Below are 18,435 nucleotides of genomic sequence, written 5' to 3'. Positions count from 1 at the left end.
TCTTGCCCACTCTTTTTTGCTCATTTCGAAAATGTCCTTTTCTTCCATTTCTCCCTCCTTTTTTGAGGGATATTTTACATCCTTAAACAGGACATTTTCATTTTGCCAGATTAGGACATTTTCATTTTGGTATTACATATTTTAGCTTGATCTTGTTAGCCACAAATAGAAATGTCCTATTTTCCGTTAAATAGAAATGTCCCCTTTTGTATCAACCAGAAGATATTCTTTTTTCCATCTGTTTATATCCAGCAATTCTAATTATGGAATTTATTGACAATAACCTGAGTATAACTTATGATATCTTTAATGAAAATAAAAAGATGAGTTCTTGTTAAAGAAACTATGAAGAACCTTTTAGAAATAGAAAATTTAAAGACTTATTTTTATATAAATCAAGGAGTAATCAAGGCTGTTGATGATGTAAGTTTTAGCTTAAAAAAAGGAGAAACGTTAGGATTAGTTGGTGAATCTGGTTGTGGAAAAACAGTCACCGCTCTTTCTATAATGAGATTACTCCCCGATCATTCTGGTTGTACGACCAAAGGAAAGGTACTTTATAAAGAAAGAAATATTTTGGCTTTAAAAGAAAAAGAACTTCAAAGAATTAGAGGCGGAGAAATTTCCCTAATCTTTCAAGAACCTATGTTTTTCTTAAATCCAGTTTATACTATAGGCAATCAAATATCAGAGGTAATGCTAACCCATCAAAACATCAAAAAAAAAGAAGCTTTAGAAAAGACTATAGAAATGTTAAAACTAGTGAAAATTTCTAATCCAGAACAAAGAATCTATGATTATCCTCATCAATTTTCTGGAGGAATGTGTCAGCGAATTATGATCGCGATGGCTCTTTCTTGTAATCCTTCTCTCTTAATTGCTGACGAACCAACTACCGCCTTAGATGTCACTGTTCAAGCCCAGATATTAGATTTACTTAAAGAACTCCAAATCAAGTTTCAGATGTCGATTATCTTTATTACTCATAATTTAGGCATCATTGCTCAGTTTGCAGATTATGTAGCTATTATGTATGCGGGAGAAATAATTGAGTCTAGCTCTACTATTAATATTTATAAAGAAACTCTTCATCCTTATACTAAGGGATTGCTTAAATCTATCCCCTCTATTTACCAAGAAAAAGAATATTTAGATACTATTCCAGGAGTTATTCCTAATGCGATTAACTTTCCTAAGGGATGTCGATTTTCACCTCGATGTAAAGAAAAAATATCACCTTGTGATATAAAAAAGCCATCTTTGAGAGAAATTTCTCCTGATCACTCAGTCCGTTGTTGGAAGTACTAATTTTTAAATATTAAGATATAAAATGGATATTTTATTAGAAGTAAAAGATCTAAAGAAATACTTTCCCATAAAAAAAGGTGTATTTTTAAAAACCACTGGTTATATTAAAGCTGTAGACAGCCTAAGTTTTAATATTAAAAAAGGAGAAACATTGGGACTGGTAGGTGAATCTGGTTGTGGCAAGACTACCACGGGAAGACTAATTCTTCGTCTCATGGATAAAACAGATGGTCAAGTTTATTTTGAAGGTAAGAATATTTTTGAATTAGGTAGTAAAAATCTCCAAAGTTTACGTAAAAACATGCAGATTATCTTTCAAGATCCCTATAGTTCTTTAAACCCTCGAATCACTATAGGCTCTATGTTGAAGGAAATATTAAAGATTCATAAATTAGTAGCTAATAAATCAGAATTAAACGATCAGGTTTCAGAAATTTTAAAAACCGTAGGACTTTCTCCTGAGTATACAAAAAGATACCCTCACGAATTTTCAGGAGGACAACGTCAAAGAATTGCTATTGCCAGAGCTTTAGTTGTAAACCCTAAGTTTATTATTTGCGACGAACCAGTCTCAGCCTTAGATGTTTCTACGCAAGCCCAAATAATCAATCTCTTAAAAAACTTACAGAAAAAATTAAATTTAACTTACTTATTTATTGCTCATGATCTTTCTATAGTAAAACATATTAGTCATCGTATAGCCGTGATGTATTTAGGAAAAATTATAGAGATGGCTGATTACAAAGCACTTTGCCATCACCCCTTACATCCATACACTAAATTACTTCTTTCTTGCCTTCCTATAGCTGATCCCACCATAAAGCCAAAAAAGAAGTTGAAAAATAGTATTTTAGACCAGAGCAATTATTCTTTTGGTTGTCATTTTCATCCTCGATGTAACCTCAAAAACGATAAGTGTCTAAAGTTTTCTCCAGAATTAGTAGAAACTGCTCCCCAACATCTGGTAAGTTGCCATCTCTATTTATAAAACCCCCACCAATTATCATCTTAAATATTTTGGTTCTTTAAAAAACTTTAATTAGCCCGGGTAGTAAATTTAGACAAAAAAAATCCCGGCAACATCCTACTCTCCCACATCGTCTCCAATGCAGTACCATCGGCGCTGAAAGGCTTAACTTCTGAGTTCGGAATGGGATCAGGTGTGGCCCTTTCGCTATAATCACCGGGATAAATTAACTTATTATTAAATTATATAAAACATAAAAGTAATCTAAGATAATATGGTCAAGCCTCACGATTTATTAGTATTGCTCAGCTTAATATGTTACCATACTTACACCTGCAACCTATCAAACTGGTAATCTTCCAGTAATCTTTAGTCCACTTAAGTGGAGGGATATCTAATCTTGAGGTTGGCTTCCCACTTAGATGCTTTCAGCGGTTATCCATTCCAAACATAGCTACCCAGCAATGCCTCTGGCGAGACAACTGGTACACTAGAGGTTTGTCCATCCAGGTCCTCTCGTACTATGGACAGCTCCTCTTCAAATATCCAACGCCCACGACAGATAGGGACCGAACTGTCTCACGACGTTCTAAACCCAGCTCACGTACCGCTTTAATTGGCGAACAGACAAACCCTTGGGACCTTCTTCAGCCCCAGGATGCGATGAGCCGACATCGAGGTGCCAAACCTCCCCGTCGATGTGAACTCTTGGGGGAGATAAGCCTGTTATCCCCGGAGTACCTTTTATCCATTGAGCGATGGCCTTTCCATACAGAACCACCGGATCACTAAGACCTGCTTTCGCACCTGCTTGACTTGTATGTCTCGCAGTTAGGCTTCCTTATACCTTTACGCTCTATGTGTGATTACCAAACACACTGAGGAAACCTTTGTATACCTCCGTTACTTTTTAGGAGGTGACCGCCCCAGTCAAACTACCCACCAAAGACTGTCTCTCTCCTGGATAAACAGGAGCAGGTTAGAATATAGATATACTAAGGGTGGTATTCCACGATTGGCTCCACGGACCTAGCGATCCGGTTTCACTGCCTCCCACCTATTCTCTACATACCACATCCAAATTCAATCTCAGGTTATAGTAAAGGTTCACGGGGTCTTTCCGTCTAGTCGTGGGTAATGAGCATCTTCACTCATGCTACAATTTCACCGAGTCTCTCGTTGAGACAGCGCCCAGATCGTTACGCCATTCATGCGGGTCGGAACTTACCCGACAAGGAATTTCGCTACCTTAGGACCGTTATAGTTACGGCCGCCGTTTACTGGGGCTTCAATTCAAGGCTTCGCCCTTAAAACTAAGAGCTAACTTCTCCTCTTAACCTTCCAGCACCGGGCAGGCGTCAGCCCCTATACATCGTCTTACGACTTAGCAGAGACCTGTGTTTTTAGTAAACAGTCGCCTGGGCCATTTCACTGCAACCCTTTTCAGCTTAAAGAGTAAATCTTCTCACTTACTCGGGGCACTCTTTCTCCCGAAGTTACAGAGCTAATTTGCCGAGTTCCTTAACGAGAGTTCTCTCGAGCACCTTAGGATATTCTCCTTGTCTACCTGTGTCGGTTTACGGTACGGGCACCCTTAATCTGGCTAGAGACTTTTCTTGCCAGCTTGGAATCAATCAGTTCTCTCTCCGAAGAAAGATCCTCTTCACTTCTCAAGGTTAATAGCTTTCCGGATTTACCTAAAAAGCTCCTCTACGAGTTTAAACCTGCTAATCCAACAGCAGGCTGACCTATCCTCCTGTGTCATCCCATTGCTCATAACGATTAAAGGTGGTATCGGAATTTTAACCGATTGTCCATCGTCTACGCCTTTCGGCCTCAACTTAGGCCCGACTTACCCTGAGCGGATTAACCTTGCTCACGGAAACCTTAGACTTTCGGTGAACAGGTTTTTCACCTGTTTTTTCGTTACTCATACCGGCATTCTCACTTCCATCTCGTCCAGTAGTCCTTACGGTCTACCTTCTACCTACTATGGAACGCTCCCCTACCATTTTAATAATTTATTAATTATTAAAATTATTAATTATTAAAATCCATAGCTTCGGTATTGAACTTGAGCCCCGTTATATTTTCGGCGCAAAACTGCTTGTCCAGTGAGCTATTACGCACTCTTTAAATGGTAGCTGCTTCTAAGCCAACATCCTGGGTGTCTATGTAGTTTTACTGCCTTTACCACTTAGTTCAAATTTTGAGACCTTAGCTAATGGTCTGGGCTGTTTCCCTCTTGTCTATGAAGCTTATCCCCCATAGACTGACTCCCATAATTAAATGTGACAGCATTCGGAGTTTGGTTGGGTTTGGAAGCATGGTTAATACCCCTAAGCCATCCAGTGCTCTACCACTATCACAAAACTTATGAGGCTAGCCCTAAAGCTATTTCGGGGAGAACCAGCTATCACTGAGTTTGATTAGCCTTTCACTCCTATCCACAACTCATCCCAAGACTTTTCAACGCCCGCAGGTTCGGACCTCCACGTACTTTTACATACGTTTCACCCTGGCCATGGATAGATCACTCAGCTTCGGGTCTATTAAATGCTACTTATCGCCCTTTTAAGACTCGCTTTCGCTACGGCTCCATACCTTAGATACTTAACCTTGCAACATTCAATAACTCGCCGGTTCATTATACAAAAGGCACGCAGTCACACATTCTTGAAATTAGTAAACTAACTTCAAGCATAGTGCTCCTACCGCTTGTAAGTTTACGGTTTCAGGTTCTATTTCACTCTCCTCTCGGAGTTCTTTTCGCCTTTCCTTCACAGTACTTGTTCACTATCGGTTGAAAGTTTGTATTTAGCCTTGGAAGATGGTCCTCCCAACTTCAGACAGGATTTCTCGTGTCCCATCCTACTCAGGAATTTAAGACAAAGTTAGTTATATCTTTTCACTTACAGGGCTTTCACCTTCTTTGGCTAACCTTTCCAGTGCTATTCAGTTAAGATACAACCTTCTTCGGACTCGCTATACTTTGTCCTTCTTAAACCCTATAACCCTTTCTACACAACGCGTATAGGCTTACATGTAAAAAGTTTAGGCTCTTCCGCGTTCGCTCGCCACTACTTACGGAATCACACTTTTGTTTTCTTTTCCTCGAGGTACTGAGATGGTTCACTTCCCTCGGTTGTCCCTTATACTCTATGAATTCAAGTATAAGTATTAGAACATTACTTCTAATAGGTTTCCCCATTCGGAAATCCCCGTTTTAATGCTTGTTTGCAGCTAAACGAGGCTTATCGCAGCTTACCACGTCCTTCATCAGCAACTTTCACCAAGGCATCCACCGTAAACCCTTTATTGCTTGACCATATTATCTTAAATTACTTACTTAAATTACTTACTTGATGCTTTAATTACCTCATTAACCTATTAAATTGTCAAAGAACCTTTTTATTAACAGAACCGTTTTATTAACAGTCTTTAGCTCATACTTTTATCTATGAACTAAATACTATTAATTTTCTGGTGGAGGTGAGCGGGATCGAACCGCTGACCTCCTGCGTGCAAGGCAGGCACTCTCCCGGTTGAGCTACACCCCCAATACAATTATTAATTGTCAATTCTATGCTGGTGGGCCTAAGTGGAATTGAACCACTCACCTCACGCTTATCAGGCGTGCGCTCTAACCAACTGAGCTATAGGCCCTCTAATGCAATACTTACTTAGCAGATCTCCCATTTCTAGCTGGTTATTTCGACTCTTCACAGAATATAGTAAGTATTTTATTAGATAAGTCTAAAAAACACAAAATAATATCAAATGACCAAAATATAAATGCTTAAAACCAAGACAGGACTTAAATACTTAAATTTTAGACTTGTTTGTAATCTAAGGATTCTCAGATAACAACCCCTTTATCGTCCACCTTAGATTATTCAGCCATATTTGTGGATAAAAATAAGATCATCATAGGATATTAGGCATTTCTTTCTATCTGCCATCCTAAACCTAAGACCTAGATTTATCTTAATCTCTCAAAACTAAATAGGTGTTCTTTTAAGTAAATGTCTTACTTGAAATAACAAGAAGCATTTAAGCTCCATAGAAAGGAGGTGATCCAGCCGCACCTTCCGATACGGCTACCTTGTTACGACTTCACTCTCTTTACTAAACATACCTTCGATGCCTTCTTCCTTTACAGGTTAGAACAACAACTTCGGGTACATTCAATTCAGGTAGTGTGACGGGCGGTGTGTACAAGGCCTGGGAACGTATTCACCGCGACCTGCTGATTCGCGGTTACTAGCGATTCCGACTTCATGTAGGCGAGTTGCAGCCTACAATCCGAACTGAGATCTGCTTTCTGGGATTTACTCCCCCTCGCGGGTTCGTTGCCCTCTGTACAGACCATTGTAGCACGTGTGTAGCCCGGGACATAAGGGCCATGAGGACTTGACGTCATCCCCACCTTCCTCCAGTTCAACACTGGCAGTCTCTATAGAGTGCCTGGCATTACCCACTGGCAACAATAGATAAGGGTTGCGTTCGTTGCGGGACTTAACCCAACATCTCACGACACGAGCTGACGACAGCCATGCAACACCTGTGCTTTTGTCCATTGCTGGAGGACTTACATTTCTATAAGCTTTCAAAAGCATGTCAAACCCCGGTAAGGTTCTTCGCGTTGCGTCGAATTAAACCACATGCTCCACCGCTTGTGCAGGCCCCCGTCAATTCCTTTGAGTTTCAACCTTGCGGTCATACTCCCCAGGCGGGATATTTAATGTGTTAACTTCGGCACAGAAAATTTCGTATCTCCTACACCTAATATCCATCGTTTACAGCATGGACTACCGGGGTATCTAATCCCGTTTGCTCCCCATGCTTTCGTGTTTCAGCGTCAGTTACAGTCCAGAGAGCCGTCTTCACCACTGGTGTTCCTCCAGATATCTAAGCATTTCACCGCTACACCTGGAATTCCACTCTCCCCTCCTGTACTCAAGTTAAGTAGTTTCTGATGACGTATAGAAGTTAAGCTTCTAGATTCCACATCAGACTTACTAAACCGCCTACACACCCTTTACGCCCAGTAAATCCGAACAACGTTAGCCTCATACGTATTACCGCGGCTGCTGGCACGTAGTTAGCCGAGACTTCCTCTAATAGTACCGTCAAGTCTTGAGGGTGTTAACCTCAAGCTTTTCTTTCCATTTGACAGGGCTTTACAATCCGAAGACCTTCATCACCCACGTGGTATTGCTGCGTCAGGGTTTCCCCCATTGCGCAAAATTCCTCACTGCTGCCTCCCGTAGGAGTTTGGGCCGTATCTCAATCCCAGTGTGGCCGTTCACCCTCTCAGGCCGGCTACCCATCAAAGTCTTGGTAAGCCATTACCTTACCAACAAACTAATAGGAAATAAGCTCATCCTTAAACGATAACTTGCAAGCAGAGGTCACCTTTAACAATAAAACCATGCGATCTCATTGTATTATCCGGTATTAGCACCTCTTTCGAGGTGTTATCCCCAATTTAAGGGTAGATTACCTATTTATTACTCACCCGTTCGCCACTATCAAAATCAACTCCGGAAATAGCAAGCTATCTCCTTTGTTAATATTGACCGTTCGACTTGCATGTGTTAGGCATACCACCAACGTTAGTTCTGAGCCAGGATCAAACTCTCAATTAATTTTTTAATTACCTTAATACTCAAAAGAAAAAGACATTAACTTTATTAAGGGCCACCTATTCAGTTTTCAAAGATCATTTTAACGACTTAACCAATACAAACTATACCATATTTAAATAACTTTGTCAAGGCATAGAATATACTTCTCTTTTAAGAGATTTTATATTTATAAATTATTCCCATTTGATTGTCAAGTAAAATATTAATTTTTTTTTTAAATTCCACTTAACTCTAATATCTTCAGAACATTATCTTTTACTAAGATATAATTTTCTCGATAAAGGTTTATTACCTTGACATCATTTCTCTCTTTTATTTCCTTGGTAAATTTATTATCTTTTAAAGATATACTCCCTAAAACCTTAGAACTACTAGCCAGAGCTAAAATCATGGCTTCTCTAAAATCTAAAAACAAGAGTTCCATCTTGCCAATTTCATCTATTACAATTAACTCCTTCTTCTTAATTCCTCGATAAATATCCTTTAGGCCAATCTTGACTAAATCATCTCCTGAAACTTTATATTTTCCTATTCTATAATTACTCTTAATATTTACATGGGCTAACAAGCCTTCTTCTCCTTTAAAGTTTTTAATCTTAAATCCTATCCGAACCTTTTCATCCCTTATCTCTTCTGTATAAAATCCAGCAGGAATTATCTTTATCTCGCTAATTATTTCTTTAATTAAAGTAGTCTTACCTACACCTGGCCAACCAGTGATTAAAACATTTTTTATCATATCTTCTACTAAAAAACGTTAAGAATAAATTTATTTATTAATTATCGCCACCTTATTTACCTTTATATCTATATCCTTTTGGTCATCTTCGTATTCTACTTTAAAAAGCAAGGTATATATCCCACCAGTAACCAATTGATCATCTCTATTTTTTACATCCCAAATGATATCTTGATATGTTCCTTTAGCTTTACTTCCTTTATCCCACTTTCTGATAAGTTCTCCTGATAGGCTATATAGTTTTAAATCTACTTTTTTAGCATCTTTTGGTAAGATATATTTTATAGTGGTATAATTTTCTGTCTTTAAGTTAATTGGATTTGGATAATTATAGAGACTAAGTGGACTTGGAAGAAGAGTTACCGGAGAATCATCAACAGGTTCCGTAATTTCTGTAATCTGTAATGGTCCAGTTTGATTTAAAATAGACTCATTTCCTTGCTTATCCACCGCCACAATAGCCAGATAATAATTAACCTTCTTTTCTAATGGTTCATCTTTGTATAATTCTTGAGAAGATATATTAATCTTATTAGTTGCTCTATTCTTCACGACTTTTACCGGGCGAAGGTTTCTATCTTCATCTATTCTTCCATCGAGGTCATCATCGAGATTTTCATCTTCGTTAAAGTCACCAAGAGGATCTTCATCTATCTGTCCATCACCGTCATCATCAAGACCATCACCTATGTCAAAGTTTGTCTTAATGGGATGTTTGCTTAAAAAAAGATAATATCTCGAGAAATCAGCTACTGTTTCTGGAGTGGGACTCCACTCGCAAGTAATATCATTATTTACTTGATAAGCTCTAAAACTCTCCACCTGAGGTAAGGAAGTGTCTTTATGGGGAGAAAGTGAAATTGGCAACTCATCGGTGGAGTATCTTTGAAGCTGGTGAAACTTTTTAAGATATTCCCTGGCCAAGGCTTCATTTCTCACCAAGAGAGAATTTTCGTCATTCTTGTTCTCGGCGGAGTAACTCCAATTATAAGACCCAGTAACAACCAGCTCTTGATCTATAATAAAGACTTTAGCGTGCATCTTATTGGAAGTATTTCTCACCCTTACTTCTATCAAGGCCTCATTTAAATCAGGATAAGCAGAATTAGAAAATTGGGCTGTTTGAGGATCGAATATTCCTTCGACTATCTTTCCCTGACGATGAAGATTAATTAAATCCTCATGAAACTTTAAGGAAGTAGTAAAAACATTAGCCATAAAAAAGATACTTTCTTGGGTATTAATTAAGAGATTATGGATATACTCTTGAGGTCCTTCTAAGGCTTTACCAGAAGAAAAATAGTTTTCGATAAGACAGTTATGGTATGAATGAATATGAGTAACTTTATTAATCTTATTTTCTTTAAAATTCCCCAAACAAATTCCTTGGTCTGTAAGGCCGCCTCCCCACATCTCGAAGAATTCGGATTGGTAATTAGCCACTAAGGTCGGATCATAAATAAGCATGGCATTATCATCGTTAGTAGAGGTACCAGAACCTGTCCAGTTAGCTCCACCGGTCCAAATACATTCCCCATTAAAGATAGCAAACTTATGGTGCATCTCGTCTGAATCACTTTTCTCTAGTCCCCATTTCACATTCTTGTTTAATCCCAAAGGCCCAGGATTCCAAGATTTACAGTCTTGGTCAAAGATTATCTTGATATCTACTCCTCTATTGGCCGCAGTGTTTAAAGCCCCTAAAATGTCTTTCTGGCTAAAATTATACATAGCCACATAGATATAACCATCTGCCGGTACTCCTTCTATGAGCTTGATTATCTTTTTTGAAACCAAAGGAGAACTTTGACTATTTCCTAAACCTCCTTCTGTAAAAAACACTTCCCACCAAGGACGAGCATGTAAGTTAACGGTAATGATCAAGAGCAAAGATAACCAGATTAAATATTTAAGAATATATTTATTCATAAGTCTATCAAGGTAAATTTAAATTTGAAAAATTGTATCAACACGATAGGAAAGATGAGAATCTGAGAAGATTTAAGGTAGTTTTTTAGCCTAGTAACAACAAACATTCTTCATTCGTAACACTTTATTCAACTGAAGTGTTCTTTAAAAAAACTTCATTGCAAATTCATTTCAATGAGTTACGGAAAAGGCTCTTCACTTGGGTAAATAGCTACCTTCATTCATTAGCGATGGTCTTGACAATATCTGCTTTGCTTATAATGCCTATAATCTTTTTATTTTCTATTACCGGTAAGAGATGAATTCTCTTTTCACTCATGATGGTAGCTATTTCTGAAAGAGATGTTTCTTTGCTTACGAAGATTACCTTTTTGGTCATAAGATCTTCTGCTTTAGTAGCTATTACTTTTTTTAAATCCTGATCAAAACTTTTACTATTTAGATATATCACTCCTCCAAGGATAGTTATAGCGGTAGGAAAATGAATATTCTTGTCTAAAGCAATTAAATCTGCTTCCGTAATAATACCAACCATTTCATTATCTCTATTTATTACCGGAACTCCACTTATTCTATTTTTAGTAAGAACTAAGGCTACTTCCTTAACTGGTGTCTCAATCCTTACCGTAATTACCTCTTTAGTCATAATGTCCACTGCCTTCATTTTCTTCTTCTAAATAAGATTAACTTCCCTGGGAATCATATTACCAACATTTAAGATCCAATGAGAATCAAAGACCTTCTTTATTCTAGCTATCTCCCTAATACCTTCCTGACCATACATTAGTTGTAAATAAGGGATGTCGTGGTCATTTTTTCTTACCATCTTCTTTCCTACTCCATGCTCTCCAGAAATAGTTCCACCTAAGTAATTAGCTTTTAAAGCCATCTCCAAATAAAGTTCTTTGGCAACCTCTAATTCTTGGGAAGTGTGAGTAATAAAATTAAAGTGTAGGTGACAATCACCAATATGACCAAATAAGACATAATGAAAACCATCTCTGGGAAATCTACTCTTGAATCTTTCTCCTATTTCTTGGTAAAACTTCATCATCTCAGGAAATTCCCTTACCTCTACTACAAAATCAGTTCCTAATTTATAACTTTGATGTTGTTTTAAATAACTATTAATACCCTCAGGTAGAGCATGTCTAAAACTTTTTTGTTTTGAAATTTCGTGTTCATTATCAGCCAACCAATCATCTTGAACATTTGAGCTTTCTAAAATCTCACTTAATAAGGTCATGATTTCATCATCCTGATAGATTTCCGTAAAGACACCTGCTTGGTAGCTACTTTTTATTTCTTGAAACTTTTCTTTAATAAAATTTAAAGAATTGCGATCAAAGTACTCTATAGATAGGATTCCTTTATCTTTTACCGCTCTTAACTTATCGACATAACTTAACGCCTCTTCTTCTAAGTTAAAGAATGAGATATCTCCTATAAAATCTCTCTTCTTTGAAGATAATTTAACCTTAACTTGAGTAATCACCCCCAAAATACCTTCACTCCCAATAAATAAGTCAATTAAATCCATATTCTTCTTAGTATACAGACCAGCAGCATTCTTAGTCTTAGGCAGATGATAAGAAGGTATTTTAAAGCTATAGCTTTCTCCGCTTTGAGACTTAAAATTAAATAAGTCATTAAAAGCTAAGACTTCACCTCGATTTAATCTTAAAAAATCCCCATTCGCTAAGACTAAATTTATCCCTTCTACCCATTTTCTGGTAGATCCATAATAAAAACTTCTTCCCCCTGAAGCATTAGTAGCTACAGTAGCTCCAATTAAAGCTGATTTTTCAGTAGGATCGGGAGGATAAAAGAGATTTGGTGGCAAAACTTCTGATAAGACAGATAGGGAAATACCAGCCGGTAAGTAAGCTTCTAAATTTTCTTGATCGAGATAAATGGTAACTTCTCCCAGCAAGGTAGAAAAGTTAATCTCTTTAAACTTTTCTAAAGGTAAAACTTTAAGCACCTTCTCTGTAGAAATTACCACTCCACCATACATAGGGACTCGAGTTCCAGTAATGCTTGTTCCCGCTCCAGAAATAGTGCATAAGCATCTCTTTTTATTAAATTCTTCTATAAGTTTTTTTACTTCTTCTTCAAATTCTGGGTAGTAGATAGCCTTTACTTCTTTTAAATTTGCCTGGAAATAGTGGCTTTCGTCACTTAAATAATTTTGGATAGTTTCGGGATTATTCAAGACTTTCATTTTTAAAACACTCAGAAACAAAAGAACCATCTACATTCTTAATGAATCAGCTATAAGATGGCTCTTTCTAATTACTGTTTCGGATCCTTTTTTCTTTCTTTAATTTATTTTTCCTTTAGAATCGCATTTTCTGCTTTAAACCAATCGTTTAAATCATTACCATTAAGCCAACCTCTTTCTTCGTATAATTGGTAAGCTTTTTTTTGAACCTCATCAAAAAGCATCTCTGAAGTTAATAAGCTTGCCTCCTCTTTTTCCTCCTCTTTTTTTGCAGACTTCTTTTTTAATTTAGCCATAATCTTACCCCTTTCTCTGAATTTGTAAACAGGCTCTGGGCAAATAAGGCCCAGTTACCTTTTTTATAACTTTACTCTTTAAACATCTCCACCATCTTCTCAACATCATAACCAGAACTTTCTGCTAAATGAAGAATCTCAGTAACTGTCTTATATCTTTTAGTCATCTCAGCCGATAATCTTTTCTCATCTGTCGATATATCAGAAATTAAATTAACCACTGAAACAATAAATAACCAATACATTAACTCTTCTAAGGCTTCTTTACTAAACCAAAGGGTATCTTTATACCAATTAAAATTTAGATATGCCCGCACTTCATAATCTTCTAATATCTTTAGCATTTTAGCAAATTTATCACCTTCTGAAGAGTCGCAGCCGTGAGGATATTTAGTTAAGATCTTTAAAAGATAGACTTGTTTTTTGGCTGTCTGCTCTTCGCAACCTAACTCTTTAAAAGTCTGGAAAATTATTTTTCCAAAGAGTAACTTATCCATCCAAGAAGCACTTTGTTGTTCATAATTAAACTTTTCTTTGATCTTACCTAATTTTTGAATAATAAGCCAACTTAATAAAACTCTCCAAAATGGTAAATAATTCTTATCTTCATTATGAAGATTAGAATTTAAGTATTTGACTGCTTTTTCATATTCCTTGAGATCCTTCATTTCTCTGTTTAAACTTTCAATCTTTAAAATAGCTCCTAAAAGATTCATCACTTCCCCGGTAATTTCTATCTCATCACCACTGCCGTATCCAAATTCTTTTATCTTTTCAAGTAAAACTTGCATATTTTGTTTAAAAAGAGTTAAGATCTCTTCTTTATCTAAAATATCACTTGTTTCGCAACATAACCCGGCCAATCTTTTTAGCATACCTTTATTTATCACTTGTTTAAAAGGGATAAGAATAGACTCAAAATAGATCTCTTTATAGGCTTCATCTAGATTAAAAACACCATCACCCTTAAGAAAGCTTGTTAAGCGAGCATAATACCAACAATCATCATCGCACACTTCTCTAAAATCTAAAAAAATATGATGTTGATAAGCTTCTAACTCTACATATAAACCTTTTTCTGTTAACTCTTTACCTTGACGAATATACTCTAAACCACTTTTATAGTCTTTAAAGATATAAAAATATCGTTCCTCTAACTTTATATCAAGAACTTCGGCTAAACTTTTTTGAATAAGTCTTTTTTCTCCTGGCTTATCTCCCTTTATGGACATAGTCGTAGAAAGACGAATCCAACCTTTAGTCGTAGCATATTTATTATGGTAAATAACCAGTGCTTTTTCATCTCCCACCCGATTAGAATAAGCAAATACATCTTCGTTTACCCAACCTTCTGGAGCGTAAAAGTCATACAAGACAAAATTTTCCACCCCACTAAAAAGATGACGTTTTTTCATAAGAGGAAATATTTCAGCCTCATGGCGACGAACTAAATCCCAATCCACTTCTTCGTGCCAATATGCTTTTCTATACTCCATACCATACTTTTCAGTAAAGCCTTCTATTTGACCATGTCCAAACATAGGAAGACCAGGCATCGTCACCATCATCATGGCTACTCCAAAATACTTATCACCTTTTCCAAATTGAGCCACCGCTGTTTGTTCATCAGGATTATTCATAAAATTAACAAAACGTTTTAATATTTCTGGATCAAACTCTATGACATTCTTGATCACGCTTCGATAATTAGCATTCTCTTCCATCTTTAACATATTCATAAAAGCACTATTATATACCCGATGCATCCCTAAAGTGCGAACAAAATAACCTTCCATTAACCAAAATGCTTCAGCCAAGAGAAGGGTATCTGGCACTTCTTGAGTTACTCTATCTACTACCTCTCGCCAAAATTCTTTTGGAAAGACTTTATCAAAATCTTCTTTTGTCATACCAAGTCCCGCTCTTGAAGAAATATCGCCACCTTCCCCAGGCGCAGGAAACCATAATCGTTGATAATGTCTCTTAGCCAAGGTCATAGCGGCATCAAACCTGATAATAGGAAAGTTACGAGCTACATGAAGAATGCTTTGAATTACTGCTTCTCTAACATCTGCTCGTAAAAAGTTTAACTGAGCTGTATCATTCCAGGGCATGCATGTTCCATCATTACCATGATAGATATATCTAACATCTCCGGTCCAATGATCAACTCGCTTAAAAATCACAGCTGCGTCCCTTCTTGTCCAATATCCATCTTCAATATAAACACCTACTCGATCGTCCCAAGAAAGATTAGGACCAGTAAAATTATAACTTGGAAAAGGAGAGTAATTTAATTGAACAAACCAATCTGGATGTTCTATTACCCATTTAGAATAAATTCCCATATGATTTGGAACCATATCACTAGCTAATCGAATACCTCTTTGCCAAGCTCTAAATTTAAGGCCTTCAAGGGCTTCTTCTCCCCCTAAATCTCCGGCAGTAACATAATCATAAATAGAATAAGCTGAAGATACGGCCTCAGGATTGCCGCAAATCTGCTTTATTTTTTGAGAAGCTGGACTTCGTTCCCATAAACCAATTAGCCAAAGTCCGGTAAAACCCCAACCAGCTAAAAGATCTAATTCTTCATTTGGAATTTGATCTAACCTATTAATTGGTCGTTTATATTTCTTAGAAAGCTGGTCTAACCAGACATAGACATTTTTAGCTATTAAGACCACCTTTGACATCCAGTCTAAATCTTGACTAAAGCTTTCAAATTCTTCATATCCATACTCCTTAAGGGCATATCCTTTAAAACAAGGAACTAAAGAAATCCCTGGTTCAAAAAAACCAAATTTTTCTTCTTCTTTCACTAAATCCAAGGCTAACAAAATTCTATGCATCAGTTCAGGAGAAATAATCAAGCCCCAATTATCCCTAATATACTCTATTTGACCTGTAAATGAGTTAGGTGAAGCCACGACCGGAGCTCTTAACAAATCTACCAAAAACTGATTAAAAGGACCAAAAGTTGGCTGAGTTTTAAAGAAATCAATAATTGACCCTATCAATACTTCATAAGGAACATCCTTAGCTAATTCAGTATCATCAAACAATTCAATAAAAGGCAAGAAGGCTGGATTGTTATTAGCCAAGAATAAAAGTAACAATTCTTCGCCAGCGATTTCTAAATTTGATGTTCCTTCTGTAAAGCCGTTCATATAATCCCAAACTAAAACTTTACCTTGGTGGACAACAAGTGGAGGAAATAATTCAATAAATTGAGTTAAGGTTTTACTAATTACCTCAAAATTAAATTGTCCATTTACCCAGTCAAAACTATTCTTAAATGCTTTTGGATTTCTCTGTTCCTGGTAAACATCTATCACATAATGTAAGATTTCATCAATTAACCCCATCGCATTTAGTTGCCCAGCTTTGACAGCCTGCTCCGGATGATTTTTAAGATCCCTTTTTTCATTTATCTGATAAGCAAATAGCCGAACTGCTTGGGTATTTGACAAAACTACATTTCCAGTAATAGAAAATAAACTTTCATTAAAACCATACTTTTCTCTTGTTTTTTTTGAAATATGAAATTCAAAAGGAAAGTATCTCCGCAATAACTTTGTTTTTTTTTCACTTAACTTCGAAAGATGAATATATTCTCTTTTTATCATATCTTTTTTTTATAAACCTACTCCTTCTTTAAACCTATTTTTTTAAACCTACTTCTTCTTTCATGGCTTTCTAAATTAAAACTTCTTAAACTTTTTATGTCTAATTTTCATTAATAAGTGCTATGCTATAAGATTGTATTATATGCTTACATCCAAGTTAATTTCAATAAAAAGATTTAGCTTTATCATACTACCTTATTTTTCTTAAAACTCAAATATTTTTCCTGGATTCATAATACCGTGAGGATCAAATATTTTTTTTATCTTCTTCATTAACTCCATTTCTGTCTCTTTAATCTCTAAAGGTAAATACTTAGATTTTGTATTTCCTATGCCATGTTCTCCAGATAAAGTTCCTTCCATTTCTACGGTAGAAATAAATATTTCTTTAATCGCCTCCTCCACTCTTTCCATCTCTTCCTTAATTCTTTTATCAGTCAAGATATTAATATGAAAATTTCCATCTCCTGCATGACCATAGGACATCATTCTGACCTGATATCTTTTGGAAATATCTTCAATCTTGTCTAACATCTCCTCTATCTTGCTTCTTGGCACACATATATCCTCATTAATTTTAGTGAAACAAATTTTATAAATAGCTGGAGATATAGACTTTCTGGCTAACCAGAGCTGTTTTCTTTCTTGGCTACTTCTGGCTATCTCTATCTTAGTCTTTTTTTTCTTACTAATCTCCTCGATCATCTTTAATTCTTTTTCTACTACCTCTACTCTCCCATCAACTTCTACGATCAGTATTGCTTCTACCTTCTCCACATTTATCTTAAAATGCTCTTTCACACACCAAATAGAAGTTTTATCCATGAACTCTAAAGCAGCTGGAATAATCTTACTGTTAATAATCTCATTAATAGTAACCACCGCTTCACCTTTATCTTCAAAGGCTATTAAGATAGTGTTTACACATTCAGGTAAGGGTAATAGCTTTAGCACAGCTTTAGTTATAATTCCTAATGTTCCTTCGCTGCCTACTATTAATTGACTTAAGTTATAACCAGTCACTGATTTTAAAGTCTTACTGCCTATATTTATAATCTCACCCGTAGGTAACACTACTTCTAAACCCAAGACATAATCTTTGGTAGTACCGTAGCGAAGACCTCGCAACCCACCGGCGCATTCAGCTATATTGCCACCAATGGTACAAGTTTTACTACTGGCAGGGTCGGGCGGATAAAATAATCCTCTTTTTTCCACTTCTGATTGCAAAGTAGCCGTAATTACTCCTGGCTCTACAATAGCCAGTAAATTTTTAGTATCTATCTCTATAATCTTATCCATCTTGGTAAGATCAATGACAATTCCACCTCTGGTAGGCAAACACCCCCCTGTGGTTCCTGTAGCCGCCGCTCGAGGATAAACAGGAATTCTTTCTTGATTAGCAAGGCTTATTATTTGAGAAACTTCTTCTTTGGAAGTAGGCCTTGTCACCAAATCAGCTAAATATTCTTGTCCCGTAGCATCATAAGAATAACAAAGACGTTCCTCATAAGAGGTTAATAGATCTTCTTCTCCAACAATATTCCTTATCTTATCTTTAATCATCTCATTAATTTTATCTTTAATCATTGCTTAATATTTCCTGAAGTCCAGTCATCGGTAGGATTGAAGTCTAATATCCTTCAATTTTATTCTTAATCATCTCATTAATTTTATCTTTAATCATTGCTT

General features: G+C 36.4%; 9 protein-coding genes, 2 tRNA genes and 3 rRNA genes. 2 read left to right on the top strand and 12 right to left on the bottom strand.

Features of this window, described 5'->3' with window-relative positions; all coding sequences use genetic code 11:
- The first annotated feature begins 345 nt into the window (after positions 1-345).
- Positions 346-1,308 carry an ABC transporter ATP-binding protein gene (locus KJ849_01950; protein ID MBU2599324.1) on the top strand — a complete coding sequence of 321 codons (963 nt, stop codon included), beginning with the start codon at positions 346-348 and terminating at the stop codon, positions 1,306-1,308.
- A 22-nt stretch (positions 1,309-1,330) separates the two neighbouring features.
- Positions 1,331-2,296 (top strand): ATP-binding cassette domain-containing protein, encoded by a 966-nt coding sequence (locus tag KJ849_01945; GenBank protein ID MBU2599323.1) that lies wholly within the window; start codon positions 1,331-1,333, stop codon positions 2,294-2,296.
- Positions 2,297-2,379: 83 nt separating this feature from the next.
- Here KJ849_01945 and rrf read toward each other — a convergent pair.
- From rrf to KJ849_01885, 12 genes are all read right to left on the bottom strand, one after another.
- Positions 2,380-2,496, bottom strand: a 5S ribosomal RNA gene (gene rrf, locus KJ849_01940).
- 53 nt (positions 2,497-2,549) lie between these two features.
- Positions 2,550-5,603 (bottom strand): 23S ribosomal RNA (locus KJ849_01935).
- Positions 5,604-5,759: 156 nt separating this feature from the next.
- A tRNA-Ala gene (locus KJ849_01930) sits at positions 5,760-5,835 on the bottom strand.
- Positions 5,836-5,864: 29 nt separating this feature from the next.
- Positions 5,865-5,941: transfer RNA gene (locus KJ849_01925), tRNA-Ile, on the bottom strand.
- A gap of 400 nt (positions 5,942-6,341) precedes the next feature.
- Positions 6,342-7,926 (bottom strand): 16S ribosomal RNA (locus tag KJ849_01920).
- The 16S, 23S and 5S rRNA genes sit together here with 2 tRNA genes alongside, the layout of an rRNA operon.
- 214 nt (positions 7,927-8,140) lie before the next feature.
- On the bottom strand, positions 8,141-8,665 hold the full coding sequence (locus tag KJ849_01915) for a nucleoside-triphosphatase (protein ID MBU2599322.1): 525 nt from the start codon (positions 8,663-8,665) through the stop codon (positions 8,141-8,143).
- 30 nt (positions 8,666-8,695) lie between these two features.
- Positions 8,696-10,594 carry a hypothetical protein gene (locus KJ849_01910; GenBank protein MBU2599321.1) on the bottom strand — a complete coding sequence of 633 codons (1,899 nt, stop codon included), beginning with the start codon at positions 10,592-10,594 and terminating at the stop codon, positions 8,696-8,698.
- A gap of 217 nt (positions 10,595-10,811) precedes the next feature.
- Positions 10,812-11,258 carry a CBS domain-containing protein gene (locus KJ849_01905; protein ID MBU2599320.1) on the bottom strand — a complete coding sequence of 149 codons (447 nt, stop codon included), beginning with the start codon at positions 11,256-11,258 and terminating at the stop codon, positions 10,812-10,814.
- Between the two features lie 9 nt (positions 11,259-11,267).
- Positions 11,268-12,818 carry an FAD-binding oxidoreductase gene (locus KJ849_01900; protein MBU2599319.1) on the bottom strand — a complete coding sequence of 517 codons (1,551 nt, stop codon included), beginning with the start codon at positions 12,816-12,818 and terminating at the stop codon, positions 11,268-11,270.
- A 104-nt stretch (positions 12,819-12,922) separates the two neighbouring features.
- Positions 12,923-13,114 carry a DUF2934 domain-containing protein gene (locus KJ849_01895; GenBank protein MBU2599318.1) on the bottom strand — a complete coding sequence of 64 codons (192 nt, stop codon included), beginning with the start codon at positions 13,112-13,114 and terminating at the stop codon, positions 12,923-12,925.
- 71 nt (positions 13,115-13,185) lie between these two features.
- Positions 13,186-16,743 (bottom strand): alpha-amylase, encoded by a 3,558-nt coding sequence (locus tag KJ849_01890; GenBank protein MBU2599317.1) that lies wholly within the window; start codon positions 16,741-16,743, stop codon positions 13,186-13,188.
- A gap of 204 nt (positions 16,744-16,947) precedes the next feature.
- Positions 16,948-18,333 carry an FAD-binding protein gene (locus KJ849_01885; GenBank protein ID MBU2599316.1) on the bottom strand — a complete coding sequence of 462 codons (1,386 nt, stop codon included), beginning with the start codon at positions 18,331-18,333 and terminating at the stop codon, positions 16,948-16,950.
- Between the last annotated feature and the right edge of the window lie 102 nt (positions 18,334-18,435).

It is taken from the genome of bacterium (assembly GCA_018830565.1).
GTDB lineage: Bacteria > UBA9089 > JAHJRX01 > JAHJRX01 > JAHJRX01 > JAHJRX01.
This window is presented reverse-complemented; position numbering and strand designations above follow the sequence as displayed.